At 51.4% G+C, this 16875-nt stretch carries 19 protein-coding genes and 1 pseudogene; 13 read left to right on the top strand and 7 right to left on the bottom strand.

Translation table 11 applies throughout. The features are described 5' to 3' along the window. Positions 1-92: 92 nt before the first annotated feature. The 4 genes and pseudogenes from speA to BEG40_RS22105 all read right to left on the bottom strand — a co-directional run bounded on the left by speA (position 93) and on the right by BEG40_RS22105 (position 2809). A complete protein-coding gene (gene speA / locus BEG40_RS12225) occupies positions 93-2069 on the bottom strand; it encodes a biosynthetic arginine decarboxylase (RefSeq protein WP_105285478.1) in 1977 nt (658 codons plus the stop codon). 8 nt (positions 2070-2077) lie between these two features. Continuing rightward, complete coding sequence (gene yqgB, locus BEG40_RS12220) at positions 2078-2209, bottom strand: acid stress response protein YqgB (protein ID WP_001338822.1); 132 nt, start codon at positions 2207-2209, stop codon at positions 2078-2080. 94 nt (positions 2210-2303) lie between these two features. After that, positions 2304-2447, bottom strand: a complete 144-nt coding sequence (gene yqgG / locus BEG40_RS22110) for a small protein YqgG (RefSeq protein WP_272941840.1) — start codon at positions 2445-2447, stop codon at positions 2304-2306. A gap of 110 nt (positions 2448-2557) precedes the next feature. Beyond that, a pseudogene (locus BEG40_RS22105) lies at positions 2558-2809 on the bottom strand (hypothetical protein). A gap of 55 nt (positions 2810-2864) precedes the next feature. On the opposite strand from BEG40_RS22105, the gene metK reads away from it, so the two are divergent. From metK to ruvX, 8 genes are all read left to right on the top strand, one after another. Continuing rightward, the gene (metK, locus tag BEG40_RS12205; RefSeq protein WP_001062128.1) at positions 2865-4019 is read left to right on the top strand and encodes a methionine adenosyltransferase; all 1155 of its coding nucleotides are present in this window, start codon (positions 2865-2867) and stop codon (positions 4017-4019) included. A 469-nt stretch (positions 4020-4488) separates the two neighbouring features. Then, the gene (gene galP / locus BEG40_RS12200) at positions 4489-5883 is read left to right on the top strand and encodes a galactose/proton symporter (protein WP_001112301.1); all 1395 of its coding nucleotides are present in this window, start codon (positions 4489-4491) and stop codon (positions 5881-5883) included. Positions 5884-5959: 76 nt separating this feature from the next. Beyond that, a complete protein-coding gene (locus BEG40_RS12195; protein WP_000858392.1) occupies positions 5960-6457 on the top strand; it encodes a SprT family zinc-dependent metalloprotease in 498 nt (165 codons plus the stop codon). A gap of 94 nt (positions 6458-6551) precedes the next feature. Continuing rightward, positions 6552-7259, top strand: a complete 708-nt coding sequence (gene endA / locus BEG40_RS12190; protein WP_105285477.1) for a deoxyribonuclease I — start codon at positions 6552-6554, stop codon at positions 7257-7259. A 79-nt stretch (positions 7260-7338) separates the two neighbouring features. Then, complete coding sequence (gene rsmE, locus BEG40_RS12185) at positions 7339-8070, top strand: 16S rRNA (uracil(1498)-N(3))-methyltransferase (protein ID WP_010350368.1); 732 nt, start codon at positions 7339-7341, stop codon at positions 8068-8070. 12 nt (positions 8071-8082) lie between these two features. Continuing rightward, positions 8083-9033, top strand: a complete 951-nt coding sequence (gene gshB, locus BEG40_RS12180; RefSeq protein WP_000593295.1) for a glutathione synthase — start codon at positions 8083-8085, stop codon at positions 9031-9033. 108 nt (positions 9034-9141) lie between these two features. Further along, positions 9142-9705, top strand: a complete 564-nt coding sequence (locus BEG40_RS12175; RefSeq protein ID WP_010354528.1) for a YqgE/AlgH family protein — start codon at positions 9142-9144, stop codon at positions 9703-9705. Then, positions 9705-10121, top strand: a complete 417-nt coding sequence (gene ruvX / locus BEG40_RS12170; protein WP_000017111.1) for a Holliday junction resolvase RuvX — start codon at positions 9705-9707, stop codon at positions 10119-10121. Before BEG40_RS12175 ends, ruvX begins: the two co-directional genes overlap by 1 nt. A gap of 149 nt (positions 10122-10270) precedes the next feature. Here ruvX and BEG40_RS12165 read toward each other — a convergent pair whose 3' ends face one another. Beyond that, complete coding sequence (locus BEG40_RS12165; RefSeq protein ID WP_105285476.1) at positions 10271-11251, bottom strand: PilT/PilU family type 4a pilus ATPase; 981 nt, start codon at positions 11249-11251, stop codon at positions 10271-10273. 17 nt (positions 11252-11268) lie between these two features. On the opposite strand from BEG40_RS12165, the gene yggS reads away from it, so the two are divergent. The 5 genes from yggS to hemW are packed head-to-tail and all read left to right on the top strand — an operon-like array spanning position 11269 to position 14574. Further along, positions 11269-11973, top strand: coding sequence for a pyridoxal phosphate homeostasis protein (gene yggS / locus BEG40_RS12160; RefSeq protein ID WP_105285475.1), 705 nt, complete (start codon positions 11269-11271; stop codon positions 11971-11973). A 17-nt stretch (positions 11974-11990) separates the two neighbouring features. Continuing rightward, positions 11991-12557 carry an osmotic shock tolerance protein YggT gene (gene yggT / locus BEG40_RS12155; RefSeq protein WP_001094831.1) on the top strand — a complete coding sequence of 189 codons (567 nt, stop codon included), beginning with the start codon at positions 11991-11993 and terminating at the stop codon, positions 12555-12557. After that, positions 12554-12844, top strand: a complete 291-nt coding sequence (gene yggU, locus BEG40_RS12150; RefSeq protein ID WP_001277226.1) for a DUF167 family protein YggU — start codon at positions 12554-12556, stop codon at positions 12842-12844. The genes yggT and yggU overlap by 4 nt, the downstream gene beginning before the upstream one ends. A 7-nt stretch (positions 12845-12851) precedes the next feature. Then, entirely contained in the window at positions 12852-13445 is a 594-nt protein-coding gene (locus tag BEG40_RS12145; protein WP_001174759.1) for an XTP/dITP diphosphatase, read from the top strand. After that, complete coding sequence (hemW, locus tag BEG40_RS12140; RefSeq protein WP_105285474.1) at positions 13438-14574, top strand: radical SAM family heme chaperone HemW; 1137 nt, start codon at positions 13438-13440, stop codon at positions 14572-14574. The genes BEG40_RS12145 and hemW overlap by 8 nt, the downstream gene beginning before the upstream one ends. Positions 14575-14636: 62 nt before the next feature. Here hemW and BEG40_RS12135 read toward each other — a convergent pair whose 3' ends face one another. Further along, positions 14637-15644, bottom strand: coding sequence for a DUF1202 family protein (locus BEG40_RS12135; protein ID WP_105285473.1), 1008 nt, complete (start codon positions 15642-15644; stop codon positions 14637-14639). Positions 15645-15760: 116 nt separating this feature from the next. Then, entirely contained in the window at positions 15761-16807 is a 1047-nt protein-coding gene (ansB, locus tag BEG40_RS12130) for an L-asparaginase 2 (protein WP_000394132.1), read from the bottom strand. Between the last annotated feature and the right edge of the window lie 68 nt (positions 16808-16875).

Here is a 16875-nt window from a genome sequence, read left to right as displayed (position 1 = left end):
AAGAAAAGCAGCTAAATTATTTTTAAGAATATATAAAAAGAAAGCGGACCGATTTACGTAAATAAATCGACCCGCCAGCAGAATAATCTTAATTATTCATCTTCAAGATAGGTATAACCGTACAAACCTGCCTCGAACTCTTCAAGGAACTGTTGTTGCAGTTCAGCATCAAGATCGGTTTTCTTCACTTGATCACGGAACTGAGTTAACAGCGTTTTCGGATCGAGCTGTACATATTGCAGCATGTCCGCCACGGTATCGCCTTCGTCAGACAGTTCCACTTCTACACTACCGTCAGGGAAGACGAACACGTCAACCGCTTCGGTATCACCGAACAGGTTGTGCATGTTGCCGAGGATCTCCTGATAGGCACCGACCATAAAGAAACCGAGCATCGGCGGATTCTCTGGATCGTACTCCGGCATGGGCATTGTCGTGGCAATACCATCACCATCGATATAGTGGTCGATAGCACCGTCAGAGTCACAGGTAATATCCAGCAGCACAGCGCGGCGTTCCGGCACTTGATCCAGCCCTTCCAGCGGCAGAACCGGGAACAACTGGTCGATCCCCCAGGCATCCGGCATTGACTGGAACAGCGAGAAGTTGACGTACATTTTGTCCGCCATACGTTCCTGCAGCTCGTCGATAATCGGACGATGAGCGCGATTTTGCGGATCCAGCTGCTTCTGCACTTCATGGCACATGCTCAGATAGAGCTGTTCAGCCCATGCACGTTCTTGCAGATTGTAAGTGCCCGAAGAGTATCCGATATGAATATCGTGCAGATCCATCTGGCTGTCATGCAGCCACTCACGCAGAGAACGGCGAGTCCCCGGTTCGTGCATTTCCTGCCAGGTTTCCCACATGCTTTGCAGTGCGCGCGGCGCATCTTCTGCGGGCGCGGTCGGCACCGTGTATTCATTACGTTCCACGCCGATGATATTAGACACCAGCACGGTGTGATGCGCAGTCACCGCACGACCCGATTCGGTGATCACCGTCGGATGCGGCAGGCCGTTTTCTTCACAAGCATCGCCAATCGCCCAAATGATATTGTTGGCGTATTCATTGAGGCCATAGTTCACCGAACAATCGGACTGCGAACGGGTGCCTTCATAATCCACGCCCAGGCCGCCGCCGACGTCAAAGCACTGAATATTGACGCCCAGCTTGTGCAACTCAACGTAGAAACGCGCGGATTCCCGAACGCCGGTGGCGATATCGCGAATATTCGCCATCTGCGAACCAAGGTGGAAGTGCAGCAGTTGCAGGCTGTCGAGACGTCCGGCTTCACGCAGCGTTTCAACCAGTTGCAGTACCTGGGTTGCAGCCAGACCGAACTTCGATTTTTCCCCGCCAGAAGACTGCCATTTGCCAGAACCTTGTGAGGCCAGACGCGCACGCACACCCAGACGCGGAACAACGTTCAGGCGTTCAGCTTCATCCAGCACAATGGCGATTTCCGACATCTTCTCAATAACCAGATAGACCTTATGGCCCATCTTCTCGCCAATTAGCGCCAGGCGGATATATTCGCGGTCTTTATAACCGTTACAGACGATGACGCTACGGGTCATGCCCGCATGAGCCAGCACCGCCATCAACTCGGCTTTGGAACCTGCTTCCAGTCCCAGCGGTTCACCAGAATGAATCAGAGACTCAATCACGCGGCGATGCTGGTTAACTTTAATCGGATAAACGAGGAAGTAGTCACCGTTATAACCGTAGGATTCCCGCGCACGTTTAAACGCAGCATTAATGGAACGCAAACGGTGCTGGAGGATCTGCGGGAAGCAGAACAGTGCTGGCAGGCGCTGCCCCTGCGCTTCGCGGGTTTTCACCAACTGCGCGAGATCGACGCGAGCTTCCGGGACGTCCGGATCCGGGCACACGCTGATGTGACCCAGCTCGTTAACGTCATAGTAGTTATTGCCCCACCAGGCAATATTGTAAGTACGCAGCATCTTGCTGGCTTCCTGGGAGCTCATTGCAACCTCCTGCATGGAGCGTAGTACACCGTGTTCGCCCGCTGACGAAGGCAAACTCATAGAAATGTCGTCAGACATAGCGAACCTCAAATTATTTTATTAAGTGTAAAACAGTTAACCACTATCGCAGCCTGAAACTGCGATAACAACCCATAAGCACACGGATTTTCCAGCAGCGTATGCTGACGCTCCGACTGCGCAACCGGTTTCTTTTTCATAACATTATTAAACACATAACCGAACGTAAGTGTGACAGTTCGGCGAAACCACGAGAAAACTCTTGTTTTTTACAAGAGCGCCCTTGTTCAGTCTTCAGTAACTGTTACCAGCTCTTGAATCCTGAGAAGCGCCGAGATGGGTATAACATCGGCAGGTATGCAATGCAGAGATGCAGAATGCGGGGAACGAATCTACACCAGAACGGTGCGACAGATTAAGCAGCAGACAACGATTCATTATTTCGTATCACCTCCACGGCCGCCTGCGAAGACGAACCAACAAGCTAAAACACTGATTTCAACCCGGCTGGAAGTGGCAACACGAAAGAAACGTCGTGTGCTTTTTATTTAAGCCGCGCGCCGCGTTTTATACCCCACAATGGCAGAAAATTGCAAAAGATAAATGCGCAGAATGCCAGCATTGTCAGGAAAAATTTCCAGCTACGTTTTTAGCAGAATGAGACACGATTCAAAAAAAAGTGGAAATTGGGTGAAGAAGTGACCTAAAATAGCCGTCCAGATGTTAATCCATCCATACTGATTAACACTCAGACTGCCAGTGTTTTTAATCTGCAGAGTCGTGGTAGGATCCGCTACCACAGAAAATCCACACAACAGTTTGAGCTAACTAAATTCTCTTTTGGTGATATTAAATATGGCAAAACACCTTTTTACGTCCGAGTCCGTCTCTGAAGGGCATCCTGACAAAATTGCTGACCAAATCTCTGATGCTGTTTTAGATGCGATCCTCGAACAGGATCCGAAAGCACGCGTTGCTTGCGAAACCTACGTAAAAACCGGCATGGTCTTAGTTGGCGGTGAAATCACCACCAGCGCCTGGGTAGACATCGAAGAGATCACCCGTAACACCGTTCGCGAAATTGGCTATGTGCATTCCGACATGGGCTTTGACGCTAACTCCTGTGCGGTTCTGAGCGCCATCGGCAAACAGTCTCCTGACATCAACCAGGGCGTTGACCGTGCCGATCCGCTGGAACAGGGCGCGGGTGACCAGGGTCTGATGTTTGGTTACGCAACCAATGAAACCGACGTGCTGATGCCAGCACCAATCACCTATGCACACCGTCTGGTACAGCGTCAGGCTGAAGTGCGTAAAAACGGCACTCTGCCGTGGCTGCGCCCGGACGCGAAAAGCCAGGTTACTTTCCAGTATGACGACGGCAAAATCGTCGGCATCGATGCTGTAGTGCTTTCCACCCAGCATTCTGAAGAGATCGACCAGAAATCCCTGCAAGAAGCGGTGATGGAAGAGATCATCAAGCCGATTCTGCCCGCTGAATGGCTGACTTCCGCAACCAAATTCTTCATCAACCCGACCGGACGTTTTGTTATCGGCGGCCCGATGGGTGACTGCGGTCTGACTGGTCGCAAAATCATCGTCGATACTTACGGCGGCATGGCACGTCACGGTGGCGGCGCATTCTCTGGTAAAGATCCATCAAAAGTGGACCGCTCCGCAGCCTACGCAGCACGTTATGTAGCGAAAAACATCGTTGCTGCAGGTCTGGCCGACCGTTGTGAAATTCAGGTTTCCTACGCGATCGGCGTGGCAGAACCGACCTCCATCATGGTCGAAACTTTCGGTACTGAGAAAGTACCTTCTGAACAGCTGACCTTGCTGGTACGTGAGTTCTTCGACCTGCGCCCATACGGTCTGATTCAGATGCTGGATCTGCTGCATCCAATCTACAAAGAAACCGCAGCATACGGTCACTTTGGTCGCGAACATTTCCCATGGGAAAAAACCGACAAAGCGCAACTGCTGCGCGATGCAGCCGGTCTGAAATAATCTTTTATCCCTGCTTTCAAAGGCCAGCCTCGTGCTGGCCTTTTTCTTTTCTAAAAAAATGCCCGATGCACTACGCTTATCAGTCCTACAAACTCCAAACGTAGTTATTCACGCCGCATCCGGCAAAAAGCCGCCCACACGATAGCAACTTTCCGTTGCTGAACACATTTACCCGCAAATATCACCATTACTGAAACCGATTACACCAACCACGAAGAGCAAATATTCACAGTATTTTCATCCTGTGGTTCATTTTTCATAACTGTTACATTTCTTTTCAGCAAAGTCTTAATTGCAGATAACTATGTTTAATCTATGATGATATAAATCAATTGTTTTCATGCACTTAAATTATAACCACTATAAATGCCAGTGTAAGCGATTACACTGATGTGATTTGCCTCACATCTTTTTACGTCGTACTCACCTATCTTAATTCACAATAAAAAATAACATATTGGAGGGCATCATGCCTGACGCTAAAAAACAGGGGCGGTCAAACAAGGCAATGACGTTTTTCGTCTGCTTCCTTGCCGCTCTGGCAGGATTACTCTTTGGCCTGGATATCGGTGTAATTGCTGGCGCACTGCCGTTTATTGCAGATGAATTCCAGATTACCTCGCACACGCAAGAATGGGTCGTAAGCTCCATGATGTTTGGTGCGGCAGTCGGTGCGGTAGGCAGTGGCTGGCTCTCTTTTAAACTCGGGCGCAAAAAGAGCCTGATGATCGGCGCAATCCTGTTTGTTGCCGGTTCGCTGTTTTCTGCGGCTGCGCCGAACGTTGAAGTATTGATTCTTTCCCGCGTTCTGCTGGGGCTGGCGGTGGGTGTTGCCTCTTATACCGCGCCGCTTTACCTCTCTGAAATTGCACCGGAAAAAATTCGCGGCAGTATGATCTCGATGTATCAGCTGATGATTACCATCGGCATCCTCGGTGCTTATCTTTCTGATACCGCCTTCAGCTACACCGGCGCATGGCGCTGGATGCTGGGTGTGATTATCATCCCGGCAATTCTGCTGCTGATTGGTGTCTTCTTCCTGCCAGACAGCCCACGCTGGTTTGCCGCCAAACGTCGCTTTGTTGATGCCGAACGCGTGCTGCTGCGCCTGCGCGACACCAGCGCAGAAGCGAAACGCGAACTGGATGAAATCCGTGAAAGTTTGCAGGTTAAACAGAGTGGTTGGGCGCTGTTTAAAGAGAACAGCAACTTCCGTCGCGCGGTGTTCCTTGGCGTACTGTTGCAGGTGATGCAGCAATTCACCGGGATGAACGTCATCATGTATTACGCGCCGAAAATATTCGAACTGGCAGGTTATACCAACACCACCGAGCAAATGTGGGGGACGGTGATCGTCGGCCTGACCAACGTACTCGCCACCTTTATCGCTATCGGCCTTGTTGACCGCTGGGGACGTAAACCAACGCTGACGCTGGGTTTCCTCGTCATGGCTGCGGGCATGGGCGTACTCGGCACAATGATGCATATCGGTATTCACTCACCGTCGGCGCAGTATTTCGCTATCGCCATGTTGCTGATGTTTATTGTCGGTTTTGCGATGAGCGCCGGTCCGCTGATTTGGGTACTGTGCTCCGAAATTCAGCCGTTGAAAGGCCGCGATTTTGGCATCACCTGCTCCACCGCCACCAACTGGATTGCCAACATGATCGTCGGCGCAACGTTCCTGACCATGCTCAACACGCTAGGCAACGCCAACACCTTCTGGGTGTATGCGGCTCTGAACGTGCTGTTTATCCTGCTGACGCTGTGGCTGGTGCCGGAAACCAAACACGTTTCGCTGGAACATATTGAACGTAATCTGATGAAAGGTCGTAAACTGCGCGAAATCGGCGCTCACGATTAATCTCCTCAGGCTTCCTCCCGTCGCGGAGGAAGCCGCCTCTTGCAGTCATCTTTTCTTCGCTTTATCCTCAGCCGCTATGAAAACTTCCCGTCTCCCTATCGCCATCCAACAGGCCGTTATGCGTCGCCTGCGGGAAAAACTCGCCCAGGCCAACCTGAAGCTGGGGCGTAATTACCCGGAGCCAAAAATTTCGTACACCCAGCGTGGTACATCCGCCGGAACGGCATGGCTGGACAGCTATGAAATTCGCCTCAATCCGGTTTTGCTGATGGAAAACAGCGAGGCTTTTATAGAAGAAGTCGTACCGCACGAGCTGGCGCATTTACTGGTCTGGAAACACTTCGGTCGCGTGGCGCCGCATGGAAAAGAGTGGAAGTGGATGATGGAAAACGTGCTGGGCGTTCCCGCCCGCCGCACGCATCAGTTTGAGCTACAATCCGTGCGCCGCAACACCTTCCCTTACCGCTGTAAATGCCAGGAGCATCAGCTTACCGTACGCCGCCATAATCGCGTGGTGCGTGGAGAGGCCGTCTATCGCTGCGTTCACTGCGGTGAACAACTGGTTGCCCAATAACCAGTAGAACTATCAGGAATTTTACTGATCTGGCTGATTGCATACCAAAACAACTTTCGCTACGTTGCTCGCTCGTTTTAACACGGAGTAAGTGATGTACCGTAATTTGTCTGTGGCTGCGGTGGTACTGAGCGCAGCATTATCCGGCACGGCGTTAGCCGAAGGCATCAATAGTTTTTCCCAGGCGAAAACAGCAGCGGTAAAAGTCTACGCTGATGTGCCGGGAACATTTTACTGCGGATGTAAAATCAACTGGCAGGGTAAAAAAGGCGTCGTGGATCTGGAGTCGTGCGGATACCAGGTGCGCAAAAATGAAAATCGCGCCAGCCGCGTAGAGTGGGAACATGTGGTTCCTGCCTGGCAGTTCGGTCACCAGCGTCAATGCTGGCAAGACGGTGGACGTAAAAACTGCGCCAAAGATCCGGTTTATCGCAAAATGGAAAGCGATATGCATAACCTTCAGCCCGCAATAGGCGAAGTGAACGGCGATCGCGGCAATTTTATGTATAGTCAGTGGAACGGCGGCGAAGGGCAGTACGGGCAGTGCGCCATGAAGGTGGATTTCAAAGAAAAAGTGGCTGAACCGCCAGCTCATGCCCGTGGTTCCATTGCGCGGATTTACTTCTACATGCGCGACCAGTACAACCTGACACTCTCACGCCAACAAACGCAGTTGTTTAACGCCTGGAACAAAATGTATCCGGTCACCGACTGGGAGTGTGAGCGTGACGAACGTATTGCGAAGATGCAAGGCAATCATAACCCGTATGTGCAACGCGCTTGCCAGGCGCGAAAGAGCTAACCTACACTAGCGGGATTCTTTTTGTTAACCCCTACCCCACGCGGACAACCGCGTGGGGAGACGACGCGGATTTTTAACCATGCGTATCCCCCGCATTTATCATCCAGAACCACTTATCAGCAACTCTCACATTGCGCTTTGCGAAGATGCAGCCAACCATATCGGACGTGTGCTGCGTATGGGACCTGGACAGGCGTTGCAATTATTTGACGGCAGCAACCAAGTCTTTGACGCAGAAATTACCAGCGCCAGCAAAAAAAGTGTCGAAGTAAAAGTGCTGGAAGGTCAGCTCGACGATCGTGAATCCCCGTTGCATATTCATCTCGGTCAGGTGATGTCGCGCGGTGAAAAAATGGAATTTACTATCCAGAAATCGATCGAACTTGGAGTAAGCCTCATTACGCCACTTTTTTCTGAACGCTGCGGCGTTAAACTGGATAGCGAACGTCTGAACAAGAAGCTCCAGCAGTGGCAGAAAATTGCAATTGCCGCCTGCGAGCAGTGTGGTCGTAATCGGGTGCCGGAAATCCGTCCGGCGATGGATCTGGAAGCCTGGTGTGCAGAGCAGGATGAAGGGCTGAAACTGAATCTTCACCCGCGCGCCAGTAACAGTATCAACACGTTGCCGTTGCCGGTCGAACGCGTCCGCCTGCTGATTGGCCCGGAAGGCGGTTTGTCGGCAGATGAAATTGCCATGACTGCCCGCTATCAATTTACTGATATCCTGTTGGGACCTCGCGTTTTGCGTACAGAGACAACTGCGCTCACCGCCATAACTGCGCTACAAGTACGTTTTGGCGATCTGGGCTAACGGAGAAGAATAATGATCAAGCTCGGCATCGTGATGGACCCCATCGCAAGCATCAACATCAAGAAAGATTCCAGCTTCGCTATGTTGCTGGAAGCACAACGTCGTGGTTACGAACTTCACTATATGGAGATGGCCGATCTCTATTTGATTAACGGTGAAGCCCGTGCTCATACGCGTACTCTGAGCGTTGAACAAAACTACGATAAATGGTACGAGTTTACGGGAGAGCAGGATCTGCCACTGGCCGATCTCGACGTGATCCTGATGCGTAAAGATCCGCCGTTTGATACCGAGTTTATCTACGCCACTTACATTCTGGAACGTGCCGAAGAGAAAGGTACGCTGATCGTTAACAAGCCGCAGAGCTTGCGCGACTGTAACGAAAAACTGTTTACCGCCTGGTTCTCTGACTTAACACCGGAAACGCTGGTCACGCGCAATAAAGCACAGTTGAAAGCGTTCTGGGAAAAACATACCGACATCATCCTTAAGCCGCTGGACGGTATGGGCGGTGCGTCTATTTTCCGGGTGAAAGAGGGCGATCCGAACCTCGGCGTAATAGCCGAAACCCTGACTGAACACGGCACGCGCTACTGCATGGCGCAGAATTATCTGCCTGCCATTAAAGATGGCGACAAGCGCGTGCTGGTCGTCGATGGCGAGCCAGTGCCGTACTGTCTGGCACGTATTCCACAAGGTGGCGAAACCCGTGGCAATCTGGCTGCCGGTGGTCGTGGCGAACCTCGTCCGCTAACTGAAAGTGACTGGAAAATCGCACGCCAGGTCGGGCCGACGCTGAAAGAAAAAGGGCTTATCTTTGTTGGCCTGGATATTATCGGCGACCGTCTGACTGAAATTAACGTCACCAGCCCAACCTGTATTCGTGAGATTGAAGCAGAGTTTCCGGTCTCGATCACCGGAATGTTAATGGATGCCATCGAAGCACGTTTACAGCAGCAATAACCCCGCTTAACGAGAGGGAACTCGTTGAGACTCTGAGTGACAGCGCCCTTCTTTCCACGCATACTGGGCGCTGTTGCTTTTTTGAACCAGGAAACAGAACCTCTGACAATGAATTTACAGCATCACTTTCTTATTGCCATGCCTGCTCTCCAGGATCCGATTTTTCGTCGTTCCGTGGTCTACATTTGCGAACATAATACCAATGGCGCAATGGGGATCATCGTCAACAAGCCACTGGAAAATCTCAAAATTGAAGGGATTCTGGAAAAGCTGAAGATCACGCCGGAGCCGCGTGATGAATCAATCCGTCTGGACAAACCGGTTATGCTTGGCGGCCCGCTGGCTGAAGATCGCGGGTTTATTTTGCATACTCCACCATCAAATTTTGCTTCCAGTATTCGCATTTCAGACAACACGGTGATGACCACCTCCCGTGATGTACTTGAAACGCTCGGCACCGATAAACAACCGTCTGACGTATTGGTGGCGCTGGGTTACGCCTCCTGGGATAAAGGCCAGCTGGAACAAGAGATTCTCGACAACGCCTGGCTAACCGCCCCGGCAGATCTGAATATTCTGTTCAAAACGCCGATTGCCGACCGCTGGCGCGATGCGGCAAGACTGATTGGTGTTGATATTCTCACTATGCCTGGTGTGGCGGGGCACGCCTGATGAGCGGAACCTTACTCGCCTTCGATTTCGGCACTAAAAGCATTGGCGTGGCGGTAGGTCAACGTATTACCGGCACCGCTCGCCCTTTGCCTGCAATTAAAGCGCAGGACGGTACGCCGGACTGGAACCTTATTGAACGTTTACTGAAAGAGTGGCAGCCGGACGAAATCATCGTCGGTTTGCCGCTGAATATGGACGGCACCGAACAGCCATTAACCGCCAGGGCGCGTAAATTCGCCAACCGTATTCATGGTCGTTTCGGTGTTGAAGTAAAGCTACATGACGAGCGTCTTAGCACCGTAGAAGCGCGTTCCGGGCTTTTTGAACAAGGTGGTTACCGGGCGCTCAACAAAGGTAAAGTCGACTCTGCCTCTGCGGTTATCATTCTCGAAAGTTATTTCGAGCAGGGTTATTAAGGCGATTTATAAGCCTGGCGAATTGTCATTACCGTCATCTTGCCGGATGCGGCGTAAACGCCTTATCCAGCCTACATGTGGCAACGTCTGTATGCCTGATAAGCGTAGCGCATCAGGCATATTTACGATGCGAATCAGACACTACAACGTCACAGGCGCCCTTCCCCCACCCGCTGCTGATAACTCTGCTGAAAAGTTAACATCCCCACCTGCTGCCCGGTTTGAATAACATGTGGCAACTGGTGGGTTTTCCCTTCGCGAATCAAATTCCCCACCGCTGGCGTGTTAATCAATAATTCAAACAGCGCCACGCGCCCTTCCTGCTTATCCACTTCCAGCTTTTGTGACAACACCGCCCGTAAACTCCCCGCCAGTTGATTACGCACGGGATCTTTTTCCTGCGCCGGAAATGAATCCACCAGCCGCTCAACGGCCTGCGCCGCACCGCGCGTATGTAAGGTCGCCAGCACCAGATGTCCGGTTTCTGCCGCCGTCAGCGCCAGACGTATTGTCTCGCTGTCACGCAGCTCTCCGAGCAATATCACATCGGGATCTTCCCGCAATGCGGCACGCAATCCCGATGCGAACGTCATACAGTGCAAACCGATTTCTCGTTGCTGGATCAAACATCGCTGGCTGGCATAGAGATATTCAACAGGATCTTCCAGCGTCAGAATATGTGCATCGGCATGTTGATTAAGATAGCCAACCATCGCCGCCAGCGTGGTAGATTTGCCACTCCCCGTCGCCCCCGTCACCAGAATCAGGCCATTCTCGCTCTTGAGTAATTCCGGCAATACCGGTGGCGCACCAAGCTGTTCGAGCTGCGGGCAGTGCGAAGGTAACAACCGTAATGCCAGAGAAATACCTTGCCGTTGCGCGAACGCACTGCCGCGCAATCGCTGGTTTTCTGCCAGCGATACGGCAAAATCGAGCTGACCATTTTCAAGCAATATCGCCCTCTGCTCGTCATCCAGCCACTCCCGCAGTAGCCCTTCGACGTCCGGCGCGTCAAACGGTGCAGCTTCCATTCTGCCGCGAATGCGCCATCGTGCGGGCCAGGCGCTGCACAGGTGTAGATCCGAGACGTTATGCTTTACACTAAGGGCCACAATTTCTTCCATATTCATACTAAGATCCTCGGAAAATGAACGATATTGCGCATAACCTGGCACAGGTCCGGGACAAAATCTCAGCGGCTGCAACGCGTTGCGGCCGTTCTCCAGAAGAAATTACGCTGCTTGCAGTCAGTAAAACAAAACCTGCGAGCGCCATCGCAGAAGCCATCGACGCCGGGCAGCGTCAATTTGGTGAAAACTACGTTCAGGAAGGGGTAGATAAAATTCGCCACTTTCAGGAACTGGGCGTAACAGGATTAGAATGGCATTTTATTGGTCCGCTACAGTCCAACAAAAGTCGCCTGGTGGCAGAGCATTTCGACTGGTGTCATACCATCGACCGTTTACGTATCGCTACCCGCCTGAACGACCAGCGACCGACAGAACTTCCACCTCTTAACGTACTGATTCAAATTAATATTAGTGATGAAAACAGTAAGTCCGGGATTCAACTGGCAGAACTGGACGAACTGGCGGCTGCGGTCGCTGAACTACCGCGTCTACGCCTGCGCGGGCTGATGGCTATCCCGGCGCCTGAGTCAGAATATGTAAGGCAGTTTGAAGTTGCACGCCAAATGGCTGTAGCATTTGCCGGACTGAAAACGCGCTACCCGCATGTCGATACGCTCTCTCTGGGGATGTCGGACGATATGGAAGCCGCCATTGCGGCAGGTAGCACAATGGTTCGCATCGGCACAGCCATCTTTGGTGCGCGTGATTACTCTAAAAAATAAGGAATTAAAGGAACGCCATGAATACGTTGACTTTCCTGCTTTCAACGGTCATTGAGCTGTATACCATGGTGCTGTTATTACGCATCTGGATGCAGTGGGCTCATTGTGATTTTTACAACCCTTTCTCACAGTTTGTGGTGAAAGTGACACAGCCAATTATCGGGCCACTGCGCCGCGTTATTCCGGCAATGGGGCCAATTGACAGCGCCTCGCTGCTGGTTGCCTATATTCTCAGTTTCATCAAAGCCATTGTGCTGTTTAAAGTGGTGACCTTCCTGCCAATCATCTGGATTGCCGGTTTATTAATTCTGCTGAAAACCATTGGCCTGCTGATTTTCTGGGTACTGCTGGTGATGGCGATTATGAGCTGGGTAAGCCAGGGTCGTAGCCCGATTGAATACGTGCTGATTCAGCTTGCCGATCCGCTGCTGCGCCCGATTCGCCGCCTGCTGCCGGCAATGGGTGGGATTGATTTCTCGCCGATGATCCTCGTTCTGCTGCTGTATGTCATCAATATGGGTGTCGCAGAAGTATTGCAGGCGACCGGAAACATGCTGCTACCGGGGCTGTGGATGGCGTTATGAGTGCCGTAACAGTTAACGATGACGGCCTGGTTTTGCGGCTCTATATTCAGCCGAAAGCCAGCCGTGATTCTATTGTCGGTTTACATGGCGACGAGGTAAAAGTCGCCATTACCGCGCCGCCGGTTGACGGTCAGGCCAACAGCTATCTGGTGAAGTTTCTCGGCAAGCAATTCCGGGTAGCCAAAAGCCAGGTGGTGATTGAAAAAGGCGAACTTGGTCGCCACAAACAAATTAAAATCATTAATCCGCAACAAATCCCGCCAGAAATCGCGGCGTTAATTAATTAGGTATCCTATGCAAAAAGTTGTCCTCGCAACCGGCAATGCCGGTAAAGTGCGTGAGCTGGCGTCGCTGCTTAGCGACTTCGGTCTTGATATTGTGGCTCAGACGGAACTTGGCGTTGATTCCGCTGAAGAAACCGGCCTGACCTTTATCGAAAACGCGATTCTGAAAGCGCGCCACGCGGCAAAAGCGACCGGTTTACCAGCGATTGCCGACGACTCCGGTCTGGCGGTAGATGTACTTGGCGGCGCGCCAGGGATTTACTCCGCGCGTTATTCCGGTGAAGACGCAACCGATCAAAAGAATCTGCAAAAACTGCTGGAAACACTGAAAGACGTACCGGACGACCAACGTCAGGCTCGCTTCCACTGTGTGCTGGTGTATCTGCGTCACGCGGAAGATCCCACTCCGCTGGTGTGCCACGGCAGCTGGCCGGGCGTGATTACCCGTGAACCAGCCGGTACTGGTGGCTTTGGTTATGATCCGATTTTCTTTGTGCCTTCCGAAGGTAAAACCGCTGCCGAACTGACCCGCGAAGAAAAGAGCGCAATTTCCCATCGTGGTCAGGCATTGAAACTGCTGCTGGACGCTTTACGTAATGGTTAAATTACCGCCGCTGAGTCTCTACATTCACATCCCGTGGTGCGTGCAGAAATGCCCGTACTGCGATTTCAATTCTCACGCGTTGAAAGGGGAAGTGCCGCACGACGATTATGTTCAGCATCTGCTTAGCGATCTGGACAACGATGTCGCTTACGCACAGAACCGTGAAGTAAAGACAATCTTTATTGGCGGTGGTACGCCGAGCCTGCTTTCCGGCCCGGCGATACAAACGCTGCTGGACGGCGTGCGTGCGCGTTTGCCGCTGGCAGTGGATGCAGAAATTACTATGGAAGCGAACCCTGGTACGGTAGAAGCCGATCGCTTTGTCGATTACCAGCGTGCCGGCGTGAACCGCATTTCCATTGGTGTACAGAGCTTTAGCGAAGAAAAGCTGAAACGGCTGGGACGTATTCATGGCCCGCAAGAAGCGAAGCGTGCTGCAAAACTGGCAAGCGAGCTGGGGCTGCGTAGCTTTAACCTTGATTTAATGCATGGGCTGCCGGATCAATCGCTGGAAGAGGCGCTTGGCGATCTGCGCCAGGCTATTGAACTGAATCCGCCGCATCTTTCCTGGTATCAACTGACCATCGAACCTAATACGCTGTTTGGTTCACGCCCGCCGGTACTGCCGGACGACGACGCGCTGTGGGATATTTTCGAACAGGGGCATCAGTTGTTAACCGCAGCGGGTTATCAGCAATATGAAACTTCCGCTTACGCCAAACCCGGTTATCAGTGCCAGCACAATCTCAACTACTGGCGATTTGGTGACTACATCGGTATTGGCTGCGGCGCGCACGGCAAAGTGACCTTCCCTGATGGTCGTATTCTGCGCACCACGAAAACGCGACACCCGCGCGGCTTTATGCAGGGAAGGTATCTGGAAAGCCAGCGCGATGTGGAAGCCGCAGACAAGCCCTTTGAGTTCTTTATGAATCGCTTCCGTTTGCTGGAAGTCGCACCGCGCGTGGAGTTTAGCCAGTACACAGGTCTTTCTGAAGAGGTGATACGTCCACAGTTAGACGAGGCTATCGCTCAGGGTTATCTTACTGAGTGTGCGGATTACTGGCAGATAACGAAACATGGGAAGTTGTTTTTAAATTCGCTGCTGGAGCTTTTTCTGGCGGAGTAAACTTGTAGCCGGATGCGGCGTGAACGCAGCATCCGGCTACAGGTCATACGTCATCGCAATAATTACTTAATCACCCCATTACGTCGTAATTGTTCGGTATCTTTTTTCCAGCGATCGCTCGCCTGATTGATATCGTCAATCTTCATTAATATCGCGACTTTTTTACTGTTTATTTCTGAAACCTTCATCGTTAACGGATATTGCCCTTTCTCGAGCGTTATCCAGTCATCCTGCAATTTACGGCTAAGTTTTTGTGATTGCAGAAAGGTCTGTCGCCGCTGTTCGTTGATATCGAAATCCCGTTTCTGCTGAATCGGCACTTCATAACACTCTTCGCTTTGTTTATGACATGCCGCAATCGCCGGTTGATAAACCTCTTTGTCATATTTAACCGCGAACGCCTCGCTATCATTCTGTTTATTAAACTCATCCCGTTGCTGGTGTATTTTTTTGAAGGCGTCTTCGCGGGTCATTTGCTTGCCGTTTGCATCTTTTCCCCAATATGCATCCGCTGCTTTCTGCGCCGCCGCCATTTGCTTATCAAGCTCTTTCACTTCCTTTTCCAGCGCAGGAATCGAGTTCTTCTGGGTATTCAACACTGACTCAAGCTGACTAAAGCGATAATTGAAATCTTCGCTATTCACGATCAGATATTTATTATTCGTTTTGATATCGTCGACCACCCGCCCACGATCGCTGGCTGCTGCCTGAAAAGAGTAAAAGTTCACCGTCCAGCCAGACGCAGGTGTTCCTTTACTGGTTAACATCGCCGAAAATTTTACCGGTTTATCTTTCGTCCAGGTCTGTTCCAGTAGTTGGTAGTCTGCCAGTTGACCAACCCAGGTATAGAGATCATCACTGGAAGAAACATCGCCTTCCGCTGACCAGGTGGCCTGATTACCTTTTGCATCAAGGTTTTTTAAGCTGATGGCATCAAGCTTGAGTATGCCGTGATACTGCTTGTTGAATTGATCTTTTAAGACATTTTCAGTTGGCGGTTCGCCATCGGCCCAGCCATTACCAGACATCAACACAAACAGCGCCGTGCCTACAATCCATTGCTTTTTCACCAGAAAACCCTCGCGAGGAATAATTTATTCCAGTGATTATCATCATGATAATAACAATTGGCAATGGACGTGAGTCTGAAGTGAAAAAGCCCCGGCACGATACCGGGGCGAGGCGATTAGTACTGATTGAAAATCTGCTGGATCTGCTGTGGATCTTTAGTTTGCGTCAGTGCCAGTTGCAGCAGAACGCGCGCTTTTTGCGGGTTCAGCGTGCCAGAAGCGACGAAACCGTATTTTGCATCATCCACTTCGGCATCCTGAGTGGTTGCGCCTGTCGGTACGCGGGAAGAACGTACTACCGCAGTGCCGTTTTTCGCAGCGGTCGCCAGGGTGTCGAACACGGTTTTATACAGATTGCCGTTACCCACACCGGCGCTAACGATACCGTCGTAGCCTGCATCTACCAGTGCTTTTGCCGGAAGATCGGATGCGTTGGCGTAGTTATAAACGATGCCGACTTTCGGCAGTTCATTTAGCTTAGAGACATCGAACGGCGTGTCGCTGGTGTGCTTACGTGCCGGGGTACGCTGGTAGTCAATCTTACCGTTGTGAATGTAACCCAACGGACCGTAGTTAACAGACTTGAAGGTCGCTACGTCGGTGGTATTAGTTTTGGTGACGTCACGACCATCAAGCACGGTGTCGTTCATCACCACCAGCACACCACGGTTGGCGGAGGCTTTATCGGCTGCGGTCACTACCGCGTTATACAGATTGAATGGACCGTCTGCGCTCATGGAAGTGGATGGGCGCATTGCACCTACCATCACCACTGGCTTGTCACATTTCACCGTCAGGTCGAGGAAGTAAGCGGTTTCTTCCATCGTGTCAGTACCGTGGGTAATAACGAAGCCATCAGTTTTATCGCAGTCGGTGTTAATTTTTTTCGCCAGCGTCAGCCAGACATTGTCATTCATGTCCTGGGAGCCGATATTAACTACCTGCTCGCCTTTAACGTTCGCAATGTCCTTCAGTTGCGGCACCGCATTGACCAGATTTTCTACGCCAACTTTACCCGCTGTGTAGTTAGATTTGGTTGCGGAGTCACCACCGCCGGCAATCGTCCCGCCGGTCGCTAGAATGGTGATATTCGGTAATGCTAATGCTGCACCACTAAAACCCATAACCAGTGCGGCAAGTGCCGTCTTTTTGAAAAACTCCATTTCATTCCTCCAGTTACGTGAACGCTACGTATTATCCCTTAGCTTTGTATGGGAAATTTGACGTTAAA

The sequence above is a fragment of the Escherichia sp. MOD1-EC5495 genome (assembly GCF_002965965.1).
GTDB lineage: Bacteria > Pseudomonadota > Gammaproteobacteria > Enterobacterales > Enterobacteriaceae > Escherichia > Escherichia ruysiae.
Note: the sequence above shows the minus strand (reverse complement) of the source record. Positions and strands in the feature narration are given on the sequence as shown.